At 64.9% G+C, this 26,020-nt stretch carries 23 protein-coding genes; 10 read left to right on the top strand and 13 right to left on the bottom strand.

What is annotated here, in order from left to right; all coding sequences use genetic code 11:
* Window positions 1-60 precede the first annotated feature (60 nt).
* The 4 genes from QM797_RS14020 (at window position 61) to QM797_RS14005 (ending at window position 5,738) form a co-directional block, all read left to right on the top strand.
* Complete coding sequence (locus QM797_RS14020) at window positions 61-1,521, top strand: SDR family NAD(P)-dependent oxidoreductase (RefSeq protein WP_283276235.1); 1,461 nt, start codon at window positions 61-63, stop codon at window positions 1,519-1,521.
* A 105-nt stretch (window positions 1,522-1,626) separates the two neighbouring features.
* The gene (locus QM797_RS14015; protein ID WP_283276234.1) at window positions 1,627-3,123 is read left to right on the top strand and encodes a glutamate-cysteine ligase family protein; all 1,497 of its coding nucleotides are present in this window, start codon (window positions 1,627-1,629) and stop codon (window positions 3,121-3,123) included.
* Window positions 3,124-3,166: 43 nt separating this feature from the next.
* Window positions 3,167-4,432 (top strand): saccharopine dehydrogenase family protein, encoded by a 1,266-nt coding sequence (locus tag QM797_RS14010; protein ID WP_283276233.1) that lies wholly within the window; start codon window positions 3,167-3,169, stop codon window positions 4,430-4,432.
* A 40-nt stretch (window positions 4,433-4,472) separates the two neighbouring features.
* Window positions 4,473-5,738, top strand: coding sequence for a CoA transferase (locus QM797_RS14005; protein ID WP_283276232.1), 1,266 nt, complete (start codon window positions 4,473-4,475; stop codon window positions 5,736-5,738).
* 16 nt (window positions 5,739-5,754) lie between these two features.
* Here the strand turns inward: QM797_RS14005 and proP are convergent, their stop codons facing one another.
* On the bottom strand, window positions 5,755-7,164 hold the full coding sequence (proP, locus tag QM797_RS14000) for a glycine betaine/L-proline transporter ProP (protein WP_283276231.1): 1,410 nt from the start codon (window positions 7,162-7,164) through the stop codon (window positions 5,755-5,757).
* A gap of 308 nt (window positions 7,165-7,472) precedes the next feature.
* On the opposite strand from proP, the gene QM797_RS13995 reads away from it, so the two are divergent.
* Both QM797_RS13995 and QM797_RS13990 read left to right on the top strand, forming a co-directional pair.
* The gene (locus QM797_RS13995; RefSeq protein ID WP_283276230.1) at window positions 7,473-7,943 is read left to right on the top strand and encodes an OsmC family protein; all 471 of its coding nucleotides are present in this window, start codon (window positions 7,473-7,475) and stop codon (window positions 7,941-7,943) included.
* Entirely contained in the window at window positions 7,940-9,016 is a 1,077-nt protein-coding gene (locus tag QM797_RS13990; RefSeq protein ID WP_283276229.1) for a nucleoside hydrolase, read from the top strand. The genes QM797_RS13995 and QM797_RS13990 overlap by 4 nt, the downstream gene beginning before the upstream one ends.
* Here the strand turns inward: QM797_RS13990 and meaB are convergent.
* Genes meaB through QM797_RS13975 form a run of 3 tightly spaced genes read right to left on the bottom strand, consistent with a single transcriptional unit; the run spans window position 8,993 to window position 14,189 of the window.
* On the bottom strand, window positions 8,993-10,006 hold the full coding sequence (gene meaB, locus QM797_RS13985; protein ID WP_283276228.1) for a methylmalonyl Co-A mutase-associated GTPase MeaB: 1,014 nt from the start codon (window positions 10,004-10,006) through the stop codon (window positions 8,993-8,995). The genes QM797_RS13990 and meaB overlap by 24 nt on opposite strands.
* 23 nt (window positions 10,007-10,029) lie before the next feature.
* Window positions 10,030-12,300: a methylmalonyl-CoA mutase gene (gene scpA / locus QM797_RS13980; protein ID WP_283276227.1), complete on the bottom strand. Its 2,271-nt coding sequence runs from the start codon at window positions 12,298-12,300 to the stop codon at window positions 10,030-10,032.
* Window positions 12,297-14,189: a methylmalonyl-CoA mutase family protein gene (locus QM797_RS13975; protein WP_283276226.1), complete on the bottom strand. Its 1,893-nt coding sequence runs from the start codon at window positions 14,187-14,189 to the stop codon at window positions 12,297-12,299. The genes scpA and QM797_RS13975 overlap by 4 nt, the downstream gene beginning before the upstream one ends.
* Before the next feature lie 169 nt (window positions 14,190-14,358).
* Between QM797_RS13975 and QM797_RS13970 the strand changes: the two genes are divergently transcribed.
* The 3 genes from QM797_RS13970 to QM797_RS13960 are packed head-to-tail and all read left to right on the top strand — an operon-like array spanning window position 14,359 to window position 16,212.
* Window positions 14,359-15,075, top strand: a complete 717-nt coding sequence (locus QM797_RS13970; protein ID WP_283276225.1) for a TVP38/TMEM64 family protein — start codon at window positions 14,359-14,361, stop codon at window positions 15,073-15,075.
* Window positions 15,076-15,106: 31 nt separating this feature from the next.
* Entirely contained in the window at window positions 15,107-15,706 is a 600-nt protein-coding gene (locus QM797_RS13965) for a hypothetical protein (protein WP_283276224.1), read from the top strand.
* Window positions 15,703-16,212: a hypothetical protein gene (locus tag QM797_RS13960; protein WP_283276223.1), complete on the top strand. Its 510-nt coding sequence runs from the start codon at window positions 15,703-15,705 to the stop codon at window positions 16,210-16,212. The genes QM797_RS13965 and QM797_RS13960 overlap by 4 nt, the downstream gene beginning before the upstream one ends.
* A 12-nt stretch (window positions 16,213-16,224) precedes the next feature.
* On the opposite strand, the gene QM797_RS13955 is transcribed toward QM797_RS13960, so the two are convergent.
* Genes QM797_RS13955 through QM797_RS13945 form a run of 3 tightly spaced genes read right to left on the bottom strand, consistent with a single transcriptional unit; the run spans window position 16,225 to window position 18,708 of the window.
* Window positions 16,225-17,409: an SPFH domain-containing protein gene (locus QM797_RS13955; RefSeq protein ID WP_283276221.1), complete on the bottom strand. Its 1,185-nt coding sequence runs from the start codon at window positions 17,407-17,409 to the stop codon at window positions 16,225-16,227.
* Between the two features lie 3 nt (window positions 17,410-17,412).
* A complete protein-coding gene (locus QM797_RS13950; protein ID WP_283276220.1) occupies window positions 17,413-17,844 on the bottom strand; it encodes an NfeD family protein in 432 nt (143 codons plus the stop codon).
* 54 nt (window positions 17,845-17,898) lie between these two features.
* Window positions 17,899-18,708 carry a DUF3097 domain-containing protein gene (locus QM797_RS13945; protein WP_283276311.1) on the bottom strand — a complete coding sequence of 270 codons (810 nt, stop codon included), beginning with the start codon at window positions 18,706-18,708 and terminating at the stop codon, window positions 17,899-17,901.
* 76 nt (window positions 18,709-18,784) lie between these two features.
* Here QM797_RS13945 and QM797_RS13940 point away from each other — a divergent pair, with 76 nt between their 5' ends.
* Window positions 18,785-19,615, top strand: coding sequence for an Rv1486c family protein (locus tag QM797_RS13940; protein WP_283276219.1), 831 nt, complete (start codon window positions 18,785-18,787; stop codon window positions 19,613-19,615).
* A gap of 25 nt (window positions 19,616-19,640) precedes the next feature.
* Here QM797_RS13940 and QM797_RS13935 read toward each other — a convergent pair whose 3' ends face one another.
* The 6 genes from QM797_RS13935 to QM797_RS13910 all read right to left on the bottom strand — a co-directional run bounded on the left by QM797_RS13935 (window position 19,641) and on the right by QM797_RS13910 (window position 25,728).
* Window positions 19,641-20,726: a ferrochelatase gene (locus QM797_RS13935; RefSeq protein ID WP_283276218.1), complete on the bottom strand. Its 1,086-nt coding sequence runs from the start codon at window positions 20,724-20,726 to the stop codon at window positions 19,641-19,643.
* A 99-nt stretch (window positions 20,727-20,825) separates the two neighbouring features.
* Window positions 20,826-21,650: an NADH-dependent enoyl-ACP reductase InhA gene (gene inhA, locus QM797_RS13930; protein WP_057478707.1), complete on the bottom strand. Its 825-nt coding sequence runs from the start codon at window positions 21,648-21,650 to the stop codon at window positions 20,826-20,828.
* Window positions 21,651-21,710: 60 nt separating this feature from the next.
* On the bottom strand, window positions 21,711-22,433 hold the full coding sequence (gene fabG1, locus QM797_RS13925; RefSeq protein WP_283276216.1) for a 3-oxoacyl-ACP reductase FabG1: 723 nt from the start codon (window positions 22,431-22,433) through the stop codon (window positions 21,711-21,713).
* A gap of 66 nt (window positions 22,434-22,499) precedes the next feature.
* Window positions 22,500-23,492, bottom strand: coding sequence for a VWA domain-containing protein (locus QM797_RS13920; protein ID WP_283276214.1), 993 nt, complete (start codon window positions 23,490-23,492; stop codon window positions 22,500-22,502).
* Window positions 23,489-24,487, bottom strand: a complete 999-nt coding sequence (locus tag QM797_RS13915) for a DUF58 domain-containing protein (RefSeq protein ID WP_283276213.1) — start codon at window positions 24,485-24,487, stop codon at window positions 23,489-23,491. The genes QM797_RS13920 and QM797_RS13915 overlap by 4 nt, the downstream gene beginning before the upstream one ends.
* Window positions 24,484-25,728 (bottom strand): AAA family ATPase, encoded by a 1,245-nt coding sequence (locus QM797_RS13910; RefSeq protein ID WP_283276310.1) that lies wholly within the window; start codon window positions 25,726-25,728, stop codon window positions 24,484-24,486. Before QM797_RS13910 ends, QM797_RS13915 begins: the two co-directional genes overlap by 4 nt.
* Window positions 25,729-26,020 lie beyond the last annotated feature (292 nt).

Raw genomic sequence — 26,020 nt, 5'->3', positions numbered from 1 at the left:
TCTTTTTCGTTCTCCGCTCACATCTTTCGGCTCGACCGGGCGAATGCTAGGAGACTGACGATGGACTCGATCGATCCCACCGACCTCGAGACGTGCCTGCGGGTGCTGCAGCAGGCCGCGGACCTGGACAAGAATCATCCTGATTCCATTGCCGTTCAACGTGCCTCCGGTGCCTTGTTCAAAGATCTCAAGCGTGCTCGACGCGTCGCCGCGCGCAATGCCGTCAACGCCGCCGACCGTGCCGTCGTAGCTGCAACAGCAACCGGATCGCCGGACCGCATCGACGACGAGACTGCGGGTCTTTCGCTCACCTCGCGCGCCGCGGGCGACATCGCGGGCACGCTGATCAAGGCTCGCCCCTGCTACATCTGCAAGCAGCGCTACACCGATGTCGACTCGTTCTATCACCAGCTCTGCCCGGAGTGCGCGACGCTCAATCGCGGCAAGCGAAACGCGAGGACGGACCTGTCCGGACGACGCGCGTTGTTGACCGGAGGGCGGGCGAAGATCGGGATGTACATCGCGCTTCGACTGCTTCGGGACGGTGCACACACGACCATCACCACCCGCTTCCCCAACGATGCGGTTCGGCGATTCGCCGCGATGGACGACAGCGACCAGTGGCTGCATCGTCTTCGCATCGTCGGGATCGACCTTCGCGATCCGGCTCAGGTTGTGGCACTTGCCGATTCGGTAGCGGCGGAGGGACCGCTGGACATTCTCGTCAACAATGCCGCACAAACCGTCAAGCGCTCCCCCGGTTCGTACAGCGCACTGGCCGACGCCGAGGCCGAACCTTTGCCGTCCGCCTTGACCGACGGGGCGGGCCCGGAGCGGATCACTTTCGGCAAGACCAGTGATGCCCACCCTGCGTCACTCGCGAGTTCGCTGCCGGCAACCGCGATCGGCGGGCAGCCGGCCGCAGTGCTGAGTGCGCACGACGTAGCCTCGCTCGCCATGGTCGCGGGCTCGGTGACGGCCGAGAGAATCGAGAGTGGGCTGGCAATCGATGCAGGCGGTCTGGTACCCGATCTCGCCGAGACCAACAGCTGGATCCATACCGTCGAGCAGGTCGACCCCGTCGAGTTGCTCGAAGTGCAGCTGTGCAATTCCGTTGCCCCGTTCATTCTCGTGTCGCGTCTGCGTCCGGCAATGGAAGCCTCGGATGCGCGGCGCAAGTACGTCGTGAACGTCTCGGCGATGGAAGGCCAGTTCGGGCGCGCGTACAAGGGCCCGGGTCATCCGCACACCAATATGGCCAAGGCCGCGCTGAACATGCTCACGCGCACCAGCGCGAAAGAGATGCTCGAGAGCGGAATCCTGATGACCGCCGTCGACACCGGCTGGATCACCGACGAACGGCCGCACCCCACCAAGATGCGGCTCGCCGACGAAGGGTTTCACGCACCACTCGACCTGGTGGACGGTGCCGCTCGCGTGTACGACCCAATCGTGCAGGGGGAACTCGGCATCGATCTGTACGGGTCCTTCCTCAAGGACTATCAGCCCTCGCCCTGGTGATTTTCGCGTGCGTCCCCCTCGGCGAACACGGGCTGCGATACTCGTAAGCCGAAGTCGTTTCGCGCGAGGGAACGGCCCTTCTTCACGCACCGATAGGCGGTCACCATGGGCGAGGACGTCGAGCGCCGTAAGTTCACCAGGCAGGACCGGCACGAGTTCCGCCAGAAGGTCCAGGACTGTCTGGACGCGCTGGCGATCATGCTGGCCGACGAGACCTTTCACGTCGGCGAGCCACAGATCGGCATGGAGATCGAGCTCAATCTAGTCGACGACGACATGGCACCGTCGATGGCCAACGCCGCCGTGCTCGACGCCATCGCCGACCCCGACTATCAGACCGAACTGGGCCAGTTCAACATCGAGATCAACGTCGATCCTCGGCCGTTGCGCGGTGCCTCCATCGCCGAGCTGGAAACGGACCTGCGTCGCTCGCTGAACGCAGCCGACGAACGGGCCGGCACCTCCGGTAGTCGACTCGCCATGATCGGCATGCTTCCGACCCTGGACGAGGAGCACTTCGAGCACCGCTGGCTCTCGGCGAATCCGCGCTACGACTTGCTCAATCAGCAGATCTTCGCCGCGCGCGGTGAGGACATCGAGTTGAAGATCGGCGGGGTTCGGCTGCCCGGTGCCGCTGCCGCCGAGGACCTCGACATCGTCACCGACACGATTCTCCCCGAGGCAGCGTGCACCTCCGTTCAATTGCATCTCCAGGTTGCGCCCGACGAGTTCGCGTCGTATTGGAATGCGGCGCAGGCACTCTCGGGAGTTCAAGTGGCCCTCGCCGCCAACTCGCCGTTCTTCGCCGGCCGCGCGCTGTGGCACGAAACTCGTATTCCGCTGTTCGAGCAAGCCACCGATACCCGCCCCCAGGAGCTCAAGAATCAGGGTGTTCGGCCGCGGGTGTGGTTCGGCGAACGATGGATCACGTCGATCTTCGATCTGTTCGAGGAGAATTCGCGCTATTTCCCGGCGCTGCTGCCTGTGTTCAGCGACGAGGACCCCAAGGCTGCTCTCGCCGAGGGAAAGACACCGTCGTTGTCCGAGCTGCGCATGCACAACGGAACCGTCTACCGGTGGAACCGTCCGATCTACGACCGGTCCGGCGACGGTCACCACATTCGGCTCGAGAACCGCGTCCTCCCGGCCGGACCGTCGGTGGTGGATACCCTCGCCGATGCCGCGTTCTACTACGGCACGGTGCGGGCACTGGCAGACGCCGATCGGCCGCTGTGGTCGCAGATGTCGTTCGACGCTGCGGAGGAGAACGTGCACTCCGCCGCACGCGGCGGCTTCGATTCGATGCTGTACTGGCCCGAGGTCGGCTGGGTGAGTCCACAAGAACTGGTGTTGCGTCGACTGCTGCCGATGGCCGATGCCGGATTGGCCGCCTACGGCGTGGACACGGCCGTCCGCGACCGGTACCTCGGCGTGATCGAGGCTCGTTGCCTGGCGAAACAGTCCGGTTCGGTCTGGCAACGGAACTCGGTCGTCGCCCGCGAACGCTCAGGCGACAAGCGCGATCGTGCTCTCGCCGGAATGCTGGGCGATTACGTCACGCAGATGAACTCCGGAGAGCCGGTACACACCTGGACCAACTGACGGCGCTTCGACTCGGTGCGGCAACCGCGTTAGTGTCGCTGCTATGAACTCGCCTGCTTCGGACTCGACCATCGGCCCCGATCGCACCTACGACATCGTCGTCTACGGAGCCACCGGCTTCGTCGGGAAACTGACGGCGAAGTACCTTGCCGAGCACGCTCCGGCCGGCACACGCATCGCTCTGGCCGGTCGTTCGACCGCACGGGTACACGCTGCGCAGAAGGAACTCGGACCGAAGGCCGCACACTGGTCCGCACTCGAAGCCGACGCCACCGACGTCGCGTCCTTGAACACCATGGCACGGTCCACGAAGGTCGTCATCACCACGGTCGGCCCCTACGCGAGGTACGGGTTGGCGCTGGCAACGGCCTGCGCCGAAGCCGGCACGGACTACGTCGACCTCACCGGCGAGGTCCTGTTTGCTCGCGAGAGCATCGACGCCAATCACGAGATCGCGCAGCGCACCGGAGCACGCATCGTCCACTCGTGTGGATTCGATTCCGTCCCGTCCGACATCGGTGTGCATGCCCTGTACGAGGCCGTCACGGCCGACAATGCGGGCGAACTCACCGACACGACGCTGGTGGTCACCTCGATGTCCGGTGGAGTCAGCGGCGGCACCATCGATTCGCTGCGAGGACAGATCGAGGCGATGAAGAAGGACAAGCGGGCCCGACGAATCGCCGCTCGACCGTACTCGCTCAGCCCGGATCGAGGTCTCGAACCGCAGCTCGGCCGTCAACTCGACACCGTCCTGATCGACGGTAAGAAGATCGACCCGAGCCTGCGCGGGTGGAAGGCCCCCTTCGTGATGGCCTCGTACAACACGCGAGTCGTCCGGCGCAGCAACGCACTTCGTGATTGGGCCTACGGCAAGCAGTTTCGCTACAGCGAAGTGATGAGCGTCGGCTCGTCGTTCGCCAGCCCGGTCCTCGCCGGAGCGCTCTCGGCAGGGTTGTTCGTCGGAGTGTCCGCCATGACGGTGCTGCCACGTAAGGTACTCGACCGCATCTTGCCCAAGCCAGGAACCGGTCCCAGCGAGAAGGCCCGCGAGAAGGGGCATTTCACGGTCGACCTGTACACCCTCACTACGTCGGGCGCTCGCTACCGGGCCCGAGTCAAGGCGTCGGGCGACCCCGGCTACAAGGCAACGGCGGTCATGCTCGCGGAATCGGCGCTGGCGCTGGTGCTCGGTGGGGACGCCTTGCCGAAGGCCAGTGGCGTTCTCACTCCGGCCACTGCGATCGGCGACGTGCTCATCGACCGTCTCCACGCGGCCGGGATGGAGATCTGGGCCAAGCGAAGCTGATGTGGGGAACGGCAGTCCCGTCGACACGGAACCGGCGCCCGTGAGTGCATGGCTCGCGGCGACATTGCCGGTGGCGACCATCGCTGCCGAGTCGGTCGGTGCTCTCGGTACCGCAGTCGGCAGGCTGCGGGGCGTTCTCGAACCGTCCTCCTCCGGTGCGGTGCCGACCGCATCGGCGGAGCGGATTGCGGCATCGTTCATGGGTGATTCGATGCTGCGCCTCGACGGCGCACCGGTGCAGCCGTTCGCAGATCTGTCCGGCTTCTTCCGCGTGTCCGACGGCTTGGTGAGAACTCACGCGAACTATCCGCACCACCGGACCGCGCTGCTCGCGACAGTCGGTCTCGACGAAGGTTGCGGCACAGATGAATTCGCGGTGCGGGTCGCGGGTATCGCTGCGGCCGAGCTCGAATGGTCGTGCGCACAGAACGGCGCTCTGGCCGTGCAGGTTCGCACCGAAGACCGGTGGTCCGCTGAGCCTGCAGGTGATGCGGCCGGGTCCGGTCCGGTCATTGCGCGTTCGCACGACACGGGGTCCGCCGCGTTTCGAGTTCCGCAATTCCGAGGGACCACGGCTGCTCCGCTTGCTGGAGTGCGGGTACTGGATCTGACCCGCGTCATCGCCGGACCGGTGGCCACCCGCGCGCTCGCCCTGTTCGGTGCCGAGGTGCTCCGCGTCGATTCGCCCCACCGCCCCGAAATCACTTGGCAGCACGTGGAAAATGGGCAGGGGAAGCGTTCGGCGACGGTGGACATGAACACGCGCGAGGGACGTGCAGTGATGAACCGACTGCTCGAATTCGCCGACGTCCTGGTCACCGGGTACCGCCCGGGTGCCCTCGAGCGCTTCGGACTCGAACACCGATCGGACGTCCTGCACGGACGGGTCAGCGCATGGGGTACTCGCGGACCATGGTCGGGACGGCGTGGCTTCGACAGTCTCGTCCAGGCTGCCACCGGCATCTCGGTACTCGAAGGCAGTGGTGGAGAACTCGGACGCCTGCCGGCCCAGGCGCTCGACCACGCGAGCGGGTACCTACTCGCTGCTGGGATCGTGTCGGAGCTGGCCGATCGTGCAACCGGACACGGGTCGGCCGCCACCGGCGAGGTATCCCTGGCCCGGACGGCCGCGTGGTTACTGCAATCACCCGGACGGGATCCCGATCACGGTCCGGCCGAGACCCCCACTCCGGACTGCGTGGTCACGAACGGTCGCGTGACGGCAGCGCGTCCGGTGTTCGACGACTATGCCGACTACCCATTTCCAGCACACCCATGGGGAGCCGACGAGGCGGTCTGGTTGTGACGTGCCTTTTGTCTCGTCAGGGTCGGCCGACCAAAGCCGATGCCTCTGTGTACAGCTCTTTGGCTTCCTCGGTCGAATCCACCTGCGGCGGAGACCCGTCGAGCGGTTGCGTGGCGGATTCGCGCAGGAAACCGACTGCAATGAGTCCGACGACGCCGCTCACGATGAGGTAGTAGGCAGGAATCATCGGGCTGCCCGTTGCACTGACGAGGGCCGACGTGACCAGAGGTGTCGTTCCACCGAAGATGGAGACCGACAAATTGAACCCGATCGAGAGTGCTGCGTAGCGAATCCGGGTGGGGAACAGGGCCGGTAGCGTCGATGCGCTCGGTGCCGCGAAGCACGCCAGTACGAGTCCGAGCAGGAGGCATGCGATCAGCGGCCCGACCCATCCGCTGCCACGCAGCAGAAGAAAACACGGCACGGCCAGAACGATCTGTCCGACGGCACCGAACACGAATACCGGCTTGCGGCCGATCCTGTCTGTGAGCCTGCCCACGACCACGATGATGCTCACCACGACGATCATCGCCGAGAGTACGAGCAAGTCGGCACTGAGCTGACTACGTCCGACCACTTCGGTGAAGTAGGTCGGCAGGTACGACGTCACCATGTAGTTGGTCACGTTGTACAACAGCACGATTCCCATGCAGATCAGCAGAGCCCGCCAGTGATCGGTGAAGATCTTTCCGATCGATTTCCGTCCACTCTCCTGTGCTTTCACCTTGCTGTCGTGTTCGTCGAGCTGTTTGCGGAATGCGGGCGTGTCCTCGAGCTTGAGGCGTAGATACAGCCCGATGAGCCCCATCGGGCCGGCAACGAAGAACGGTATGCGCCAGCCCCATTCGACCATCGCGGCGTCGCCCAGCACGGCGTTGAGGATCGTCACCAGGCCAGAGCCCATCGCGTATCCCACGAAGGTGCCGAAGTCGAGCCAACTACCGAGGAAGCCACGCCGTTTGTCCGGGGAGTACTCGGCGATGAAGGTCGTGGCGCCGCCGTACTCACCGCCGGTGGAGAAGCCTTGAACCAAGCGTGCGACGAGAAGGAGGATCGGTGCCCAGATTCCGATGGTTGCGTAGCTGGGGATGAGTCCGACGGCCAGGGTGCCGATGGCCATCATGATCATCGTGGCGGCGAGCACCTTCTGCCGACCGATTCGGTCCCCCAACGGGCCGAAGAACAGGCCGCCCAGTGGCCGAACCACGAATGCAGCGGCGAACGTGGCGAACGTCGAGATGAGCTGAACCGCGGGCGTGGCGTCGGGGTAGAACACCTTGCCCAGCGTTGCCGCCAGGTAGCCGTAGACGCCGAAGTCGAACCACTCCATCGTGTTGCCAAGGGCTGCAGCCGAGACCGCGCGTTTGAGCATCGGTTGATCGACGACGGTGATGCTCTCCTCCGATAGCGCCGGCTTTCTCCGCATCCGATGGGAGAACGCGTCACGCCGGAGGCGTTGGACATGTCGACGTCCCCATCGCGATTGTCGGGGTGACGACTCGGGAGATTCTGTACCTTGCGCAACCGTCATTACTGCAACGTTAGCCAGGGGAATGACCGCTTATCAAACAGCGAACACGACAAACAGCGACGTCGGTCCAGGTTTCAGCAGGTCGGTGGTCGAATGATCCGTTGGGCCTGGCCCCCTTGACAATTGGGGCAATCCGGTCGATACGGACATCAAGAGAAGAGGTGGACCGTCGCCCCTCGGCCCGGTACTGGCACGATGGACTCGTGCCGAACCACAACTACGGACTCACAGTGAACTGGACGGGCAATCGCGGCGAGGGAACCTCAGGTGCCTCCTGCTACGACCGCGACCACGTTGTCTCGGCTCCAGGGAAGCCCGACCTCGCAGCTAGTTCCGATCCGAGCTTCCGCGGCGATGCAGAGCGCTGGAATCCCGAGGAGCTCCTCGTGGCCTCGCTGTCGAGTTGCCACATGCTCTGGTACCTCGGACTGGCCGCTGCATCGGGCGTGACGGTCACCGGCTACGTCGACTCCCCCACCGGGGTGATGACCGAGCAATCCGACGGGTCCGGGCAGTTCGTCGAAGTCACCCTGGCCCCGTTCGTGAGCGTGGCCGACCCGTCTATGTTGGCCCGCGCCGAGAAGCTGCACGCATCAGCGTCGTCGAAGTGCTTCATCGCACGATCGGTCAATTTTCCGGTTCGCCACACCCCGACCACGCAGGTGGCAGCATGACCGTGCCACTGATCGTCGACGTCGACACCGGGATCGACGACTCGCTCGCCCTGCTGTACCTGCTCGCGACCGAAGAGGCAGACATACTCGGTATTGCCTCCACCGCCGGGAACGTGCCGGTAGATCAGGTTGCCGCGAACAACCTGGCTTGGCTCGATCTGTGCCGTGCAGGTGATGTCGAGGTAGCGCTCGGTGCCCAGGTGCCGCTCGTTGCACCGCTGATGACCACGGAGGACACCCACGGACCGCAAGGTATCGGGTACGCAGAGCTGCCGGTCTCGCCTCGGCCGCTGTCACCCCGAGATGCCACCACGATGTGGATCGAGCTGGTCCGCTCGCATCCGGGCAAGATCACCGGGCTCGTCACCGGTCCGCTGACCAACCTGGCACTGGCGATCCGCCTCGATCCCGAGTTACCTCGATTGTTGAAGCGTTTGGTGCTCATGGGTGGAGCGTTTCAACACCAGGGAAACACGACGCCGACCAGCGAATGGAACATCGCGGTGGACCCGGAGGCAGCCGCGGAGGTGTTCGCAGCCTTCTCCGGACTACCTGCAGACCGTCGCCCCATCGTCTGTGCGCTCGACATCACCGAGACCATCGAGATGACGCCGGAACATGTTCGGCGGCTTGCCGAACGGGCCGGAAGCTCTCCCGGCGAGGCGATCTCGTCGAGCGATGCACCAGGTGTTCGGTCGACCGCGTCGAATCCGATCGTGCGGCACTTCTCCGACGCGGTGCGGTTCTACATGGAATTCCATCGCGATCATGATCAAGGATTCCTCGCGCACATGCACGATCCGTTCGCGGCCGCTGTCGCGCTGGATCCGGATATCGCCACCTACCGACACGCGACCGTCGACGTCGAACTCGTCGGAACTCTCACGCGCGGAACAACAGTCGCGGACTGGCGCGGGATGTGGGGCAAGGACGCGAACGTCGCGATCGCGACACACACCGATCCGGAGGCATTCTTCGACCGCTTGATCGATCGTGTCGGAGCTCTCGCAGCCCGGCTCTACCCCGCGGCACAGCGAGCAGAATTCGAATCAGGAATCGAACGCGTCGAGTAGCTCCTGCGCCGCCAGCGCGGCGGTCAGGGAACCGTCGCGCACTCGGGTCTCGACGTCGCTGCGGATGGCCTTGACGGAGGGATTCTGCGCCAGCCGACGCAGCAGTTGGTCGTTGACCATCGTCCACGTCCAATCGACCTGCTGCTTCCGACGTTTCTCTGCGAATTCGCCTGCGTCACTGAGCACTTGCTGATGGCGCAGCACTGTATCCCAGTACTCGTCGAGTCCGGTGCCCTCGATGGCGCTCATCGTCAACACCGGGGGCTTCCAGATCGCATCGTGCGGATAGATCAGCCGCAGCGCGCCCGCCAACTCTCGCGCCGCGTTCTTCGCGTCGGTCGCGTGCTTGCCGTCGGCCTTGTTGACGGCCACCAGATCGGCGAGTTCGAGAACGCCCTTCTTGATGCCCTGCAGCTGATCTCCGGTGCGTGCGAGCGTGAGGAACGTGAAGCAGTCGACCATGTTGGCGACCGTCACCTCCGACTGTCCGACACCCACAGTCTCGACCAGGATCACGTCGAAACCGGCTGCTTCGAGCAAGACGATGGTCTCGCGGGTCGCACGCGCCACCCCGCCCAGGGTTCCCGATGTCGGAGACGGCCGGATGTACGCGTTCTCCTGGACCGCCAAACGCGACATTCTGGTCTTGTCACCCAGGATGGAACCACCGGTTCGGGTCGACGACGGATCGACCGCAAGCACCGCGACTCGGTGCCCCTTCTCGATCAACCGCATACCGAGCGCGTCGATGAACGTCGATTTACCGACACCCGGCACTCCGGTGATACCGACCCGGTGAGAGCCACCTGCGTCGGGCAACACACGGAGGAGCAGTTGCTGCGCCAGATCTCGATGATCCGATCTAGTCGACTCGACGAGCGTGATGGCACGCGCCAGACCGGATCGCTCGTTCGCTCGCACCGATTCGGCGACGCTATCGACGTCGATGATGCGGCCTCTGGGCGGCGGTGAACCATTCGAAGAGCTCATGTCGTTGTTCGGAGCACCCATGTTCAGGCGTTGGCCTCGCGGGGTGCATGCCCGAGCGCGACGGACAGCTTCTCCACCAGCCCGATCGCGGCGTCGGCGATGACGGTGCCCGGAGGGAAGATGGCAGCGGCACCTGCCGCGTAGAGCTCGTCGAAGTCGCCGGGCGGGATGACGCCTCCGACGACGATCATGATGTCGCCGCGGCCGACGTCGGCCAAGGCCTGACGCAAGGCGGGCACCAGCGTCAGATGGCCTGCCGCCAGAGACGACACGCCGACCACGTGGACGTCGTTGTCGGCAGCCTGGCGGGCCACCTCCTCCGGCGTCTGGAAGAGTGGGCCGACGTCGACGTCGAAGCCGATGTCCGCGAACGCCGTTGCGATGACCTTCTGGCCGCGGTCGTGCCCGTCCTGACCCATCTTGCACACCAGGACGCGAGGCCGACGACCCTCGTCCTCGGCGAACTGCTCGACCAGCGTGGTGGCGCGGGTGATGTTCTCGGATTTACCTGCCTCGTCGCGATACACACCACTGATTGTCCGGATTTCCGCCTGATGGCGCCCGTAGACCTTCTCGAGCGCATCGGAAATTTCGCCGACGGTGGCCATCTTGCGCGCGGCGTCGATGGCGAGAGCAAGCAGATTGTTCTCCATTCCTGGCTGGTCCGAGGCGGCGGCCCGGGTCAGATTCGCCAGTGCTGCCTCGACTTCGGCCGTGTCGCGCTCGGCACGAAGGCGTTCGAGCTTCTCGATCTGCTCACGGCGGACCTTCGAGTTCTCGACCTTGAGCACCTCGATGGTGTCGGGCTCGTCGGGCACATACTTGTTGACGCCCACCAGCGGCTGTCGGCCGGAGTCGATTCGCGCCTGGGTACGAGCGGCCGCCTCCTCGATGCGCAGCTTGGGAATTCCTTCGCCGATGGCCTGGGCCATACCGCCCGCTTCCTCGACCTCGGCGATGTGTGCCCGAGCCCGATTCGCGAGCTGGTGGGTGAGCCATTCGACGTAATGCGAGCCGCCCCACGGATCGATCGGGCGAACGGTGTTGGATTCCTGAGCGATGAGCAGCTGGGTGTTGCGTGCGATACGGGCCGAGAAGTCCGTCGGCAGCGCCAGTGCTTCGTCGAGCGCATTGGTATGCAGGGACTGGGTGTGGCCCTGGGTAGCGGCCATGGCCTCGACGCACGTACGGGCGACGTTGTTGAAGACGTCCTGTGCGGTCAACGACCAACCCGACGTCTGCGAATGAGTGCGCAGTGAACGAGATTTGGCGCTCTTGGGCTCGAATTGTTGGACGAGCTCGGCCCACAGCAGGCGCCCGGCGCGGAGCTTGGCGACCTCCATGAAGAAGTTCATTCCGATGGCCCAGAAGAACGACAGTCGCGGTGCGAACGTATCGATGTCCATACCTGCATCGAGGCCGGCCCGGATGTACTCGACACCGTCCGCGAGGGTGTAGGCCAGTTCGAGATCGGCTGTGGCACCGGCTTCTTGGATGTGGTAGCCGGAGATGGAGATCGAGTTGTACTTCGGCATCTTCTCGCTGGTGTACGCAAAGATGTCCGAGATGATGCGCATCGACGGCTTCGGCGGATAGATGTAGGTGTTGCGCACCATGAACTCTTTGAGGATGTCGTTCTGGATGGTGCCGGCAAGTTTCTCCGGCCCGACACCCTGCTCCTCCGCGGCGGCGACGTACAGCGCCAGGATCGGCAGCACCGCTCCGTTCATCGTCATCGATACCGAGACGCTACCGAGGTCGATGCCGTCGAACAGCTGACGCATGTCGTAGATGGAATCAATTGCGACACCGGCCATTCCGACGTCACCCTGCACTCGAGGGTGATCGGAGTCGTAGCCCCGGTGAGTGGCCAGATCGAACGCCACCGACAGGCCCTTCTGGCCGGCCGCGAGGTTGCGGCGGTAGAAGGCGTTGGACTCGGCCGCGGTGGAGAATCCGGCGTACTGACGAATGGTCCACGGTTGGTTGACGTACATCGTGGGATACGGCCCGCGGAGGAACGGCGGGGCACCCGGATAGCTGTGCAGCGGATAGCCCTCGGCCTCCGCGGCGTCACGATCCGCCTCGGTGAACACCGGCTTGACGTCGATGCCCTCGGGGGTGGACCACACCACCTGCTCGGGAGTGTAGAAATTGGCCTTCGCACCCTGCTCCACATGAGCGGCGACGTCCTCGGCCGACGGCGGCGACGGCGTCGGCTCGTCGGGATCGACCAGGGGCACGTCGGCGAAACTGCCGATGGTGTGAGAGATTCGGTTCTCGTCGGTCGTCACTTCTTCGCTCCCAGGGTGTCGAGAAGTTCGGTCAGCACAGCGATGGCATCGACCTTCGCGGTCAGGAATCCATCGGGACGCGACGTGCCCTCGATGCCGGCGAAGATCTTCTCTGGTCCGGCGAGCAGAACCCGCGAAACACCAGCGGCGCGGGCTGCATCCACGGCAGTGGAGGCCTCGTCGGCGTAACGCTTGTCGGTACCGCACACCACGGCGACAGCGGCCTGGAAGGACTCGACCGCCGCGGCGATTCCGTCCACGGTCAGTGGACCTGGATTGACGGCCTCGATTCCGCCCGAGGCCATCAGGTTCGATGCGAACGTCGTTCGGACGTTGTGTTCGGCGACGCTTCCCAGCGGTATCAGGAGCACGGTCGGCCGCGAATCATGCTCGGCCAGAAATGCATCCGACCGATCCCGGAGCGCCTCGAAAGCCCTGCCGTACCGGTACACCGCCGCCGAGCCCTGCTGCGCGGTCTGCTCGGGAGTCAGTGGAGCCTCGGCCAGATTGGGAAATTCGTTGACACCGGTCAGCGGGGTGAGCCGGTGTGCGATATCGGAATCGCGCTCTGCACGGGTCTTCTCGATCGCCGCCACGAGTGAACCGTCGTCGACGGCGGCGCGGAATCCACCCGACGCTTCGACGGTCCGAAAGAACTCCCAGGCCTTCGCGGCGACCGCTGCCGTCAGATCCTCGATGTACCAGGACCCGGCACCGGGATCCAGCACCCGCCCCAAATGGGCTTCTTCGAGCAGCAGCAATTGAGTGTTCCTGGCGATGCGGGCCGCGAAGGTCTTCGACACCCCCGCTGCGCCGCCGTGTAGCGCGGCATCGAACGGCAACACCGTCACCGAATCCGCGCCACCCACCCCGGCACCGAACGACGCCAGTGTGGTGCGCAGCATGTTCACCCACGGATCTCGTTGAGACATCATTGCTTCCGAGGTCACCGCATGCTGCGGAGCATCACCGGCTTCCGAGGATCCGCACACCTGCGCGACGCGCGCCCACAGTGTGCGCGCGGCCCTGAACTTGGCGATGGTCTGAAACTGATCGTCGGTGGCGGCGAACCGGAATTCGATCTGGCGCAGAGCATCCGAGATGCCGACGCCTGCGTTCGTCATGGAGCGGACGTACTCGAGGCCTGCGGCAATCGACGCACCGAGTTCTTGCGCGTCGCCGGCTCCGAGATTGTGGAAGACGGTGCCGTCGACTGTGATCGTGCGAATTGTCTCGGCGCGACCGATCGACTCGTGGACCAGCTCGAGTGCCTCGGTCATCTCGATCGTCGCGGTGCCCCCCAACTGCGCAGTCAGGGTGGACACTCCGAGTCGGATGTCGACTGCGGCGCGATCGTCGATGTCGGCCGAGTCGAGAATGGAGAACAACGAGGCTGCCGCGGCAGATACGTCCTCGCGCGCATCGATCGTCAGCGGTGCGAGCTCGAGGAACACCCCGCGCAAAGCCTCCGGGAGCACTGTCGGGTCGACGCCGTGGCCGCCGACCGCCAACCACAGAGCGCTGGTGCCGTTGGACAGCGAGTCGAGAATCTGGGTGTTGAGAACGGACGCGTCACCGTCGGCTGCGTCTCGGGCAGTCGAGCCGTGCCGAGTGCACACCTTCCAGCCTGCATTGACGTCGCGATGGGGATCGCGACCCCGTACGTACGGAAACTGCCCCGGTAGTGGACCTTCTGGCCGCTCGTCGAACGCTGTGTACAACGGGGAGACCGTGATCGCGTCGTAGGTCGTGGAATCGAGTAGATGTTCGGGATCGGCAGGCAGATCGGCCACCTCGACCCTGCGAGATTTGGCCAACACACCGGCCACTGACTTCTGCCAGGCCGCATGAGCACTGCGTGCGGCATCTTCGTGCGACGCGATGGACACGTGTGCTGCTCCCTCGGTTCGGCGGGCAGATCTGCACCCGACTTGAAGTGATGCTAACCCCACTTCATTGCAGGTTATCGTGAGGATCACCTCACGTTCGGTCGTACCGCTCGGTCGTCGAACTCCGAGATAGCGAAGGCGTCACCTTGCGCCGGTACGCTGGCCTCTCGTGACCCGGCACCTGCGCGACCTCCGACTGATCGCCCTGGTGGCGGTGATCGTCGTCTTCGCCCTCGTGGCCGTGTTCGCTCCCCATCCGAGTGTCGAAGAGATTCGCCAGTGGGGAACAGCCGTCGGGCCTGCGTTCCCGCTCGCCTTCTTCGCCGTGCACGCGGTCGCGACCATTGCGCCGGTCCCGAGAACCCTGTTCACACTCAGTGCCGGAGTTCTGTTCGGCCCGCTGACCGGTCTGGCCGTCACTATCGGAGCGTCGACGGTCAGCGCGATCCTGGCTCTGTTGCTGGTCCGCGCGATCGGACGCGAGGCCGTGGCAGCTCGAATGTCGCATTCGGTCCTGGACTCGATCGACGACAGCCTTCGCCGGAGAGGCTGGCTGGCCGTCGGCTCTCTGCGCTTGATCGCCCCGGTGCCGTTCTCGTTGGTGAACTACGCCTGCGGTGTATCTGCAGTGCGTCTCGTGCCGTTCGCTGCGGCGACCGCGGTCGGCATGCTGCCGGGCACTCTTGGGATCGTCGTGATCGGCGGTGCCATCGGAGGTGAGACGCATCCGGTGCTGCTGGTGCTGTCCGCGGTCTGCATCGCGATCGGACTGAGTGGCCTGGTGGTGGATTGGCGGCTCTCGCGCGGCTCGAAGTCGGAGCGTGTTGCTGCTGGCAGTCAGCAGGGCGAGAACCTTGACTCCGATGAATCAAGCCTTGAAGCTTGACTATATCAAATCAACGACCTAGCCTTGTCCAATGTTCGTTCTCACCGTGGACCAACGTCGAAGTAGACGTGATATCGATCGGGTACCCGAGCTGCTCGACCGCTATCGCGACCACGAGCTGATCCGTCCTTTCGATCGCACAGCAGGAGACGAAGTCCAAGCCGTGTGCGAGGACGCCGCCACCGTCGTCTCCATCGCGCTCGAACTGGTGTCCACGCCACAGTGGAGCGTAGGAATCGGCATCGGTTCCGTCGAGCTTCCACTACCGGAAACCACGCGAGCCGGACGTGGCCCAGCATTCGAGGCAGCTCGAGACGCTGTGACCAGGGCCAAGGGGACCCCCGCCGCGCTGGCCGTCTCCGGCCCCGAGCCCACTGCCGCCGAAGATGCCGAGACGGCATTCACCCTTGTTGCCCTCCTGATCGGCCGCCGCTCGGACCACGGCCGCGAAGCGGTTGCACTCATGGAGGGCGGGTTGTCGCAGACCGACGCGGCAGAGCTGTTGAAGATCAGCAAACAAGCTATGTCGCAACGACTCTCCGTCGCCGGCTGGCAGGTGGAGAACGCGGGCCGCACCCTGGCGACTCGATTGCTCGACACCGCGAACACGACGGGAAGCCATCGGCCATGATCGTTGCCACCCTCGTGCTACTGGCACTGACTGCAGTCGCCGCTACCGTCCCCGCCGGCACCGGAATTCGCCGATGGTTGCCCACCGTCGCCGTGTCGAGTCTGCTCGCGGCAGCGGCAATCCTGGCCACGGTGGCCGGACCGGCCTACGGTCTGGGCCATGCCGTCGGAGTGGTCCTCAGCGTCGTCGCTGCGGCCCTGGGCGGAACAGCGATGGTGCCCACCGTGTTTCGCGTCGCACGACGACAGAGCGACTCGACCGGAGACGATCCGGTCGAGCCGCTTCGTGGTGGATTGACCATCGGCATTCTCGAACGCGTGGCCGTCGCCGTGTCGATCCTCGCCGGGTGGCCGGAAGGGATCGCCATCGTGCTGGCAGTCAAGGGACTTGCGCGCTATCCCGAGCTGCGCGAATCCCATGCCTCCGAACAGTTCATCATCGGCACCTTCGCCAGTGTGCTGTGGGCCCTGGCCGCTGCCGGTGTAGGAACCGCCCTGTTCAACTGATCACCGAAGATCTCAGCGCTGTTCAGGCTCCGCCTCGGGCGACGCAGACAGGGCACCGACGTCGAAGCCCTTCGAGAGTTCGGGTGACGGCGCCATCGACGTGTCGACCGGCTTGCGGGCCACTGCCTCGGCGGCCTTGACCGCCTCGGCGACTGCCGGATCGGTCTTGGTCTCGAACCATTCGGCAACCTCGTCCGAGTCGTCCTCGGGCTTGGGCTCGTTGCCCGCCGACTCGTTGGGCTCGTAGCGGAAGACCCCGTCCTCGCCCGGCGTGCCGAGTGTCTTCGCAAAACCCTTGAGCGCATCGCCGAAGTCGCTCGGAATCATCCACACCTTGTTCGCGTCGCCCTGCGCCATCTGCGGCAGGGTCTGCATGTACTGGTACGCGAGCAACTCGGGCGTGGGCTTGCCGGCCTTGATGGCACCGAACACCTTCTCGATCGCCTTGGCCTGACCCTGAGCTTCGAGATACTTCGCCGCACGATCACCCTGTGCCCGCAGGATGCGCGACTGCCGTTCACCCTCCGCGGTGAGAATGGACGCTTGCTTGCCACCCTCGGCGGCGAGGATCCGGCTCTGCTTGTCACCCTCGGCCGTCTTGATGGCCGATTCACGATGGCCTTCGGCAGTGAGGATGGTCGCTCGCTTCTCGCGATCGGCCTTCATCTGCTTCTCCATCGACTCCTGGATCGAGGGCGGCGGATCGATACTCTTGAGCTCCACTCGGGCGACGCGCAGGCCCCAGCGTCCGGTCGCCTCGTCCAGCACGACGCGCAGTTGACCGTTGATCGAATCACGCGAGGTGAGCGTCTCTTCCAGCGTCATTCCGCCGACGACGTTACGCAGCGTGGTGGTTGTCAACTGCTCGACGCCGACGATGTAGTTGTTGATCTCGTACACGGCCGCTTGCGGATTGGTCACCTGGAAGTAGACGACGGTATCGATCGACACAGTCAGGTTGTCCTTGGTGATCACCGGCTGCGGCGGAAACGACACGACCCGCTCGCGCAGGTCGACTTTGGCACGAATGCGGTCGACGAACGGTACGAGAAACGTGAGTTGACCGGACACGGTGCGCGTGTAGCGGCCGAGCCGCTCGATCACGGCTGCCTCGGCTTGCGGGACGATCGAGATGGACTTGGCCATCAACACCGCGACGAACACGACGATGACAGCCAGTGCGATGAGTGCTTCCACTGACTACGGTCCCTTCCATACGACGGCGGTAGCGCCGTCTATTTCCATCACGGTCACGGTGGTACCCGGGGCATAGACCTCGGTCTCGTCGAGTGGACGAGCGGTCCACACCTCACCACCGAGCTTGATCTGGCCTTCGTGTGCAGTGACCTGCTCGAGCACCACAGCACTCTTGCCGGTGAGTGCTGCCATGCCCATCGGGATATCGGGCGGATTCGCGAAGCGCCGCAACAGAATCGGTCGCAACCCGAGAACCAGCGACAGAGACAGGACACCGAAGACGATCGCATCGGCCCACACCGGGAAATCCGTAAGAGCAGAAACCCCTGCAGTACCGAGCGCACCGCCGGCGATCATCAGAAGAAAGAAGTCGCCCGTCAGTGCCTCGGCACCGGCGAGCACCACCGCCGCTATGAGCCAAATGATCGCTGCCACAGCCTCCATCCAATCACGAATCGGACAATTGCCGGTGCGTTGCTGGACACAGCCCTACTCGGTGACGAAGTCGACCAAATGTTCGACGGCTCCGATCAGTGGTGCTTCGAGATCACGGAAGCTCGATACCGACGAATACACCCGACGCCACCCCTCCCGCGGACTGCCCCACCCCAGCTCTCGGCAGATTCCGGTCTTCCAATCCTCGCCTCGCGGGATCTTCGGCCAGGCATCGATACCGACAGCAGCGGGCTTGACGGCCTCCCAGACGTCGATGAACGGATGACCGGTGACCAGCACGTGCTCGCCCAGCGACCTCGTCAACTTCGACTCCTTGGACCCGGTCACCAAATGGTCCACCAGCACGCCGACACGACGCCCTGGACCAGGACCGAAATCGGCCAATCGCTCCCCCAGGTTGTCAAGACCCTCCAGGTGCTCGACGACCACTCCCTCCACTCGAAGATCGTGTCCCCACACACTTTCCACGAGGGCCGCGTCGTGCACGCCTTCTACCCAGATCCGGCTCGCGCGGGCCGTCCGTGCCCGCAGTCCCTCGACTTTGGTGGACCCGGAGGCAGAGCGCGTCTGCTGCGGTGTCGCAGCCACGGGCTTCGGGCGGACCAAAGTCACCCGACGGCCGTCGATCAGGAACGCGGCATCGCGCAGGGCGAACAGACGCGTGGTGCGGGCACCGTCTTCGAGCCGGACGAAGTCTCCGTCATAGGTGCGCTCGAATCCGACCACCGCACCGCAGTAACCGGTTCCGGCGTCCTCGACGACCAGTCCGCGCTCGGCCGGAACTTCCGGCGCCGGTACCTTCCGCATCCGACTGTGCCCTTTGAGAATGTCTCCGCCGTACATGTCGTTCACGGCGATCAACGCTAGCCACATCGGCGTCCCGAGCACGGTTCGCCACGCCGACCTATGCTCGTGAGTCGTGTGTTCTTCGAGTGCAAGTCTTGCCCTGTGGGCCAGTTCCTGGCTGGCTGGTGCCAGCTCACCGGACGACGTCATCGACGCCATGTCCGAGTGGGCACCGATGCATCTCGTGGGTGCGGGAGATGTGGGTGCGGCCGAGAGCTTCGGCCTGCAGCATCCCGGTTACGTCGAGGGAATCGCAGGCCTGCTGCAGGCGATCAGGGCCACCGCAGGGGCGCAGATGCGGTCTGCGGTCGGAGACGACCGGGTCAGGCTCGTTCTGCCTGCCCCGGGGGCCGTGAGCGGACTACCGGCGAACACGGATTTCTCGAGCGCCGCCCTGAACTCCGGGCAGGCCGTGATCGTCGGTGCCTCGGGCAACCACGGGATCGGAGTGGTGCCAGTTGTCGAGGGACCGGATGTGTTGCGCTGGACCGTTTATTCGATCGTCGTTCCCGAGCACGGCCATCGTGAACAAGGCCTGGGCGAGGCCGAATACGAGATGCGCGAGGCCGTTCGCGGCGCGGCGGACGCTCTCGCCCAGATGCAGTCGCTGCCCACCCGAACCCTGCAATCCGATCCACGTGCCCGCATCGCCGAACTGATCGCCGATGCGGCCCGGCATCGCTACCCCGCCGAGATGTCGGACAGGGCGTTCCGGGTACTCGAATCGGCCGACCGGGTTGCGGCCATTCTGACCGTCGCGGCCGGGTCTGCTCCGTCGGAAGCCCCCACCGCGAGAGCCGCTGCGGCGCGCGAAGAGTTGGTTCGGCCGCTGTGGGCTGCGGTCCGTACCGCCCGCACCATCGCTGTCGCGACGAGCATCGAAGCGGCGATGCACTCCGCTTGATGCCCGTCGGTCGTTCGATCGCGGACTATCGGGCAGCGGCTCCGGCAGGACGAGTGGGCCGGGACGGTTGCTCGCAGCATCCGACGGCGCAGCGCTTTCCATCCAGCGTCGAACCGTAGCCCGGCACGCGTCCGAGCCCGCGGCGGCAGTCGGCACCGAGGCGGTACTCGTCCACGAGTTCGCGAATCATTTTCGGGAAGCGCGCATCCGAACCGGGAGTGCCTGCGCGCGCGAAGGCCATTCCGAGCTCGCGCGCCTTCTCCTCGGCCTCGGTGTCGAGATCCCACACGACCTCGAGATGGTCGGACACGAATCCGATCGGACACACGATCACCGATTCGACCGACCGAGCCGAGAGCGCTTCGAGATGGTCGCAGATGTCGGGGTCCAGCCACGGAACCTGTGGCGGTCCCGATCGGGACTGCCACACCAGGTCGTAGTCCTCGATACCGGACGCGGCCGCAACGAGCCTCGAGGCCTCGGCTACCTGACGGCTGTAGAGATGCCCGCCGTCCTCGGGCGGGCCGGCATTGGCGTCGGCGGCGGAGGGAATGGAGTGTGCGGTGAACACCAGGCGTGCACCGGCGCGGTGCTGCTCGGGCAGTGAGGCTCGCGCCGATGCGACGGCATCGGTGAAGGCGTCGACCATCAGCGGGTGGTCGTAGTACTGCCGGATCTTGAGCAGGTGCGGTGCGCCGTCGCCCACTGTGTCGCGGGCTCGGACGATGTCCTCGTGATACTGCCTGCACCCGGAGTAGCCACCCCACGCCGACGTCGGGAACACCAGGGCGTTGGCGATCCCGTCCGACTTCATGGTCGCTACGGTGTCCTCGATCATCGGATGCCAGTTGCGGTTTCCGAAGTAGATCGGCAGATCGATTCCAGCCGAATCGAATTCGTCACGCAGTGCCGAGATGATGTTGCGATTGAGCTCGTTGATCGGGGAAACACCCCCGAAATGCATGTAGTGCTCGACGACGTCGTCCAGACGCTCGGGCGGCACTCCGCGTCCACGAGTCACGTTCTCCAGGAACGGGCGTACGTCGGCGGGCTGTTCCGGCCCGCCGAACGAGAGCACCAGCAGTGCGTCGAAGTCTTCAGGGGTGGTCATGTATCCATTGTGCCCCCGTCGCCGACCGGCCCCGGTAGGGGTCCGATCGGCGAACGAAACCTCTCGGTGGGCGCTCGTGCGGTTCCGCCCACCGTGGTGTCACATGTTTTCGGGCAGATACGTGTTGTGGCTGGCTCCACCGTCGACGTACACGATGGATCCCGTCGTGCCGGGCAGCCAATCGGAGAGGAGCGCGACGATGGACTTCGCGACGACGGTCGGGTCGTTGACATCCCAGCCGATCGGGGCGGCACCGTCCCAGTAGACGTTCAGCTGGTCCATCTTGGCTGCATCACCGGTCGCCGTACCCGCAATTGCCTTGGCGGCGAGCGTCCTGATCGGTCCTGCCGCAACGAGATTGGAGCGAATTCGCTTGGCGGCTCCCACTTCCCGAGCAACGTAGCGGTTGACCGATTCGAGTGCAGCCTTGGCGACACCCATCCAGTTGTAGTACGGCATGGACGTACGGGGGTCGAAGTCCATTCCGACGATGGAGCCACCCTCGTTCATGACCGGCAGCACAGCGCGAGCCAGCGACGCATAGCTCCACGCGGAGATCTCGAACGCCCTCGCGGCATCGGGGCCGGGGCCTTCGAGGAACGGCTTGGCGTCCGGTCCCATCAGGGTGCGGGGCGCGAATGCGATCGAGTGCAGAACCCCGTCGATACCCTCGGGTGCTACTTCGCGTACGCGATCGGCCAGCGCCGCGAGGTGCTCCTCGTTGGTGGCGTCGAGCTCGATCGCCGGGGGCACCTCCTTGGGCAGACGCTGCGCGATGCGGTCGATGAGACGCAGCCGATCGAACCCGGTGATGATCACCTTCGCACCCTGCTCCTGCGCCATAGCAGCGGCGTGGAACGCGATGGAGGCATCGGTGATGATGCCGGTGATGAGAATGGTCTTGCCTTCGAGCAATCCGCCCATAGTGCTGTGTTCCTTAATTCGGAGGTGTACGTCTATCGAAATCGTTGTGCGAGTGGGACTTCAGTGCCCCATGCCCAGGCCGCCGTCGACAGGTATGACCGCACCGGAGACATATGTCGCGTCTGGCGACGCCAGCCAACTCACGACGCCTGCCACTTCTTCCGCTTTGCCTTTGCGCGCCAACGGAATTGCTTTGACGGCCATTTCCTGGATCTTTTCGTCGAGCACCTGAGTCATCTCGGTGTCGATGAATCCGGGAGCGACAACGTTGGCGGTGATGGAGCGGGAACCGAGCTCACGCGTCAGGGAACGAGCCAGGCCGATAACGCCTGCTTTGGAGGAGGCGTAATTCGCCTGACCGGCGGTGCCGGTCATACCGACGACCGAACCGAGAAAGATGAATCGGCCGTAGCGGGCACGAAGCATCGACCGACTTGCTCGCTTCGCCACCCGAAATGCACCCGTGAGGTTCGCGTCGAGCACATTCGAGAATTGCTCGTCCGTCATCCGCATGATGAGTGTGTCGTCGGTGGTGCCCGCGTTCGAGACGAGTACCTCGACGGGACCCTGCTTTTCCTCGACCTCCTTGAAGGCCGCGTCCACCGAGTCGGAGTCGGTGACGTCGCAGACGACTCCGAAGAGCCCGTCGGGAGCCCCGGAGCCGCGGTGGGTGACGGCCACCTTGTGGCCGTCGGCTTTGAGTCGCTGGGCAATGGCCAGACCGATACCCCGGTTACCTCCGGTGACGAGTACCGATCGCGCGATGAAGTCAGGTGTGGACATGCCTAGCAACCTATCTGTTCGTCCTGGAATGACAAAGCGAAACTTACTGGTGAGTAATAACAGTGATCACGGCAAGCGTTGCCGCATCACCAGAGCCGAACCCAACCCCGACGAGATGAACAGGACACCGAGAATCAACCACGGACGCGACGCGTCTCCGCGAGTGATCTCGAAACCGATCTGCTCCTCGAGGGTGTCGTAGACGTCTCTGAGATCCTCGAGCGACGACGCGGTGAAGAAGCTGCCGCCGGAAAGAGTCGCGATCTCGCGCAAGGACGGATCATCGACGGGTACCGGCACCCGTTCGACCCCGGCCTCGTCCTCGATTTCGACCGAGCCGTAGCTCGTGCCGAACGAGATCGTGGAGATCGGCACGCCTTTGTCCTTGGCTGCCCGCGCCGCGGTGTACCCGCCGCGTGGGTCGTCGAGGTTCTGCGGAACGGTCTGCTTACCGTCCGAGAGCAGCACGATTCGCGCCGGAGGTGCCGCGTCGCCCCCGCCGAGTATCGCTCCGAGCGTGTCGATCGACTGGAGCGAGGTGAAAATCGCCTCGCCGGTGGCCGTTCGCTCACTGAGCTGCAACTTGTCGATGGCGGACTTGGTAGCTTCGCGGTTGGCCGTGGGCGACACCAGAACCGACGCCGTACCTGCGAACGCGACCAATCCGAGATTGATGCCGGGCGTCAGACCGTCGGCGAAGGACTTCGCGGCTTCCTGAGCGGCGGCCAACCGGGTCGGCTCGACGTCGGTGGCCTCCATCGACAGGGAGACGTCGATGACGAGCATGACGGTGGCCCGGTTGCGTGGGACGCGCTCGTCCGCCGTGGGACCCGCCATCGCGATGGTAAGAAAGAGCAAACCGACCAGCACCAGGGCGGTGGGTAGGTGTCGCAATCGGTTCGGCCGGGCGGGCGCAACCGACTCGAGGAGTTCCATGTTCGAGAAGCGAAGAACGTGTTTCTGCTTGCGCCGTTGGATCCAGATGTAGCCGACCGTCAGCGCGATCACGACGACGAGAAATCCGAGCCACCACGGCGAAGCGAAATCGGTCAGACTCATCGCGTACCGGCCCGAGCAGTATTGGTGAAACCTGATCCGATTGTGTGTCTGCGCGCAGTGACGAAGCGGACGACGTCGGCGATCCAATCACCGTCGGTACGCAGTGTCAGCCGGGGCGATCCGCAGCGCCGCAGCGCCTTTTCCACGTCGTCGCGATGTGCTGCCGCGGCACGGGCGAAGTCTGCTCGTAGCCGAGGCGTCGTGCTGAATTCGCGCGTGCGGCCGGACTCCGGATCGTGCAGCACCACGTCACCGACGTCGGGTAGTTCGAGGTCCCGTGGGTCGAGTACCTCGACGGCCAGCACGTCGTGTCTGGCCGAAATGGCGCGAAGCGACCGTTCCCAGTCGATGGGCCCGAGAAAGTCACTGATCACCACAGCCATCCCGCGACGGCGTTCCGGCCGACGCAACGCCTCGATGGCCGCCCGAAGATCTCCGCGGACACCGTCCTCGGCCGAGGGTGTCGTGGCGATTGCACGCAGCATCGACTGGGTGTGTACGCGTCCACCTCGTGCCGGAATGCGAGTGGTGCTGGCACCGGTGGCCACCACCGCGCCGATTCGGTTACCACCGCCGCCCGACAGATGCGTGATGGCGGCCGAAGCCGCAACAGCCAGATCCCGCTTCTCGCACCCGGTGGTGCCGAAGTCGAGGCTGGCCGACAGGTCGACCACGAGCCAGGTCTCGAGCTCGCGATCGGCCACGGACTGGCGGACATGCGGATGTGTCGTGCGCGCAGTGACCGACCAATCCATCTGGCGCACGTCGTCACCGGGCTGATACTCCCTGGCGTCCCCGGGCTCGGAACCGGGACCGGGGATCAGCCCGAGATGGTCCCCGTGCAGTACCCCGTCCAGCCGTCGACGCACCGTCAGTTCCAGGGTCCGCAATGCTGCGGCCAACTTCGGATCACGAAGCTCACCCGAGCGGAACGACGGCGGCCGAGAAACGACGGTACTGCCGGCAGTCACGGGAGCGGTATCGGATCCGCTCACTGCCCCGGCGTACCGATCGACGATCCGTCACCCGACGGCTTCTGAAACGACGGTGCCGTCTGACCGTATCGACCGCCGCCTTGCGGAGGCTGCTGAGGTCCTGACTGCTGCGGTGGCGGCACCTGGCCCTGTGCGGGAAACTGCCCCGGAGCGGGGAACTGGCCGGCTGCGGGATATTGCCCCTGGGCCGGATACTGCCCCTGCGGCCCGGCTTGACGTCCGTCGAAGTGCGGGCCGTCCGGACCGGCACCGTTGCTCTGCGGCACCGGAACCGCCTGCGGCGACACCTGCGGCAAGCCGACGGTCTGCAGTATCCGAGAGATGACCGTCTCCGGCGTGACCTCGTCCGCGAGGGCGTCGTAGGACAACACCAGACGGTGTCGAAGCACATCGGGAATGACCTCGAGAACGTCCTGTGGAACCACGTAGTCGCGACCCCGGAGCAGAGCGAGCGCCCGCGACGCCGCGATGATTCCGAGCGTTGCGCGCGGCGAGGCACCGTAAGCAATCCAGCTGGCCACGTCGTCCAGACCGAACTGCTCGGGCGTACGCGTGGCGGCAATGACCCGAACGACGTAGTCGACGAGCGCATGGTGCACGAACACCGAGCTGGCCAGATTCTGCAGCCGAACCAACTCGACCGGGTCGAGGATCTGCTTGGGCTCGGGTGCCTTGATGCCCATGCGATAAACGATCTCGCGTTCTTCCTCGACAGTCGGGTAGTCGACGACGATCTTGAACAGGAATCGGTCGCGCTGAGCCTCGGGAAGGGGGTACACGCCCTCGTTCTCGATGGGGTTCTGCGTTGCCATCACCAGGAACGGATCGGGCATCGGGAAGGTCCTGCCACCGATGGTGACATGACGCTCGGCCATGACCTCGAGCAACGCGGACTGCACCTTCGCCGGCGCGCGGTTGATCTCGTCGGCCAAGACGAAGTTGGCCACGACAGGCCCGAGTTCGGTGTCGAACTCCTCACGGCCCTGACGATAGATCCGAGTGCCGACGAGGTCGGTGGGAACCAGGTCGGGAGTGAACTGAACTCGAGAGAACGAGCCGCCCACCACCCGCGCGAAAGTCTCGACAGCGAGGGTCTTGGCGACGCCCGGAACTCCTTCGAGCAATACATGTCCGCGGGCGAGCAACCCGACCAGGATCCGCTCTACCAGTCGATCCTGACCGACGATCACCCGCTTGACCTCGTACACGGCCTTCTCGAGCAGCTGGACGTCCTCGGCCAGGCCTGGACTGTCGACCCGCGTCGGCTCCCCACCCGGTGGATTCGCAGTCGGAGACTCGACTTGCGTCGACCCCTCGTCACTCGAAATCCGGCCGTCACGTGATGTCACCAAGAATTCACCGCTTTCAGTCGATCATCGTCGGGCTCGTTTCGTACCGCCGCGATCAACTATTCCAGGTGATCGGCGCGCGCGCCGAAAGGCACCCCCGGCACGAGGCCGGAGTGGAGCCTGCGGAACGACTCGAGAGTCCGGAGTGGAGCCTGCGGAACGACTCGAGAGTCCGGAGCGGAGC

Source organism: Rhodococcus sp. IEGM 1381 (assembly GCF_030056795.1).
Lineage (GTDB): Bacteria > Actinomycetota > Actinomycetes > Mycobacteriales > Mycobacteriaceae > Rhodococcoides.
Note: the sequence above shows the minus strand (reverse complement) of the source record. Positions and strands in the feature narration are given on the sequence as shown.

Excerpts from the sequence above, each read along its gene's own strand:
- QM797_RS13960 (WP_283276223.1), top strand. The coding sequence starts at position 15,703 with ATGATCGTTGCCACCCTCGTGCTACTGGCACTGACTGCAGTCGCCGCT.
- QM797_RS13945 (WP_283276311.1), bottom strand. The coding sequence starts at position 18,708 with ATGTACGGCGGAGACATTCTCAAAGGGCACAGTCGGATGCGGAAGGTA.
- inhA (WP_057478707.1), bottom strand. The coding sequence starts at position 21,650 with ATGGGCGGATTGCTCGAAGGCAAGACCATTCTCATCACCGGCATCATC.
- QM797_RS13990 (WP_283276229.1), top strand. The coding sequence starts at position 7,940 with ATGACCGTGCCACTGATCGTCGACGTCGACACCGGGATCGACGACTCG.
- QM797_RS13965 (WP_283276224.1), top strand. The coding sequence starts at position 15,107 with ATGTTCGTTCTCACCGTGGACCAACGTCGAAGTAGACGTGATATCGAT.
- meaB (WP_283276228.1), bottom strand. The coding sequence starts at position 10,006 with ATGAGCTCTTCGAATGGTTCACCGCCGCCCAGAGGCCGCATCATCGAC.
- QM797_RS14020 (WP_283276235.1), top strand. The coding sequence starts at position 61 with ATGGACTCGATCGATCCCACCGACCTCGAGACGTGCCTGCGGGTGCTG.
- QM797_RS14010 (WP_283276233.1), top strand. The coding sequence starts at position 3,167 with ATGAACTCGCCTGCTTCGGACTCGACCATCGGCCCCGATCGCACCTAC.
- proP (WP_283276231.1), bottom strand. The coding sequence starts at position 7,164 with ATGCGGAGAAAGCCGGCGCTATCGGAGGAGAGCATCACCGTCGTCGAT.
- fabG1 (WP_283276216.1), bottom strand. The coding sequence starts at position 22,433 with ATGTCCACACCTGACTTCATCGCGCGATCGGTACTCGTCACCGGAGGT.
- QM797_RS14015 (WP_283276234.1), top strand. The coding sequence starts at position 1,627 with ATGGGCGAGGACGTCGAGCGCCGTAAGTTCACCAGGCAGGACCGGCAC.
- QM797_RS13935 (WP_283276218.1), bottom strand. The coding sequence starts at position 20,726 with ATGACCACCCCTGAAGACTTCGACGCACTGCTGGTGCTCTCGTTCGGC.
- QM797_RS13920 (WP_283276214.1), bottom strand. The coding sequence starts at position 23,492 with ATGAGTCTGACCGATTTCGCTTCGCCGTGGTGGCTCGGATTTCTCGTC.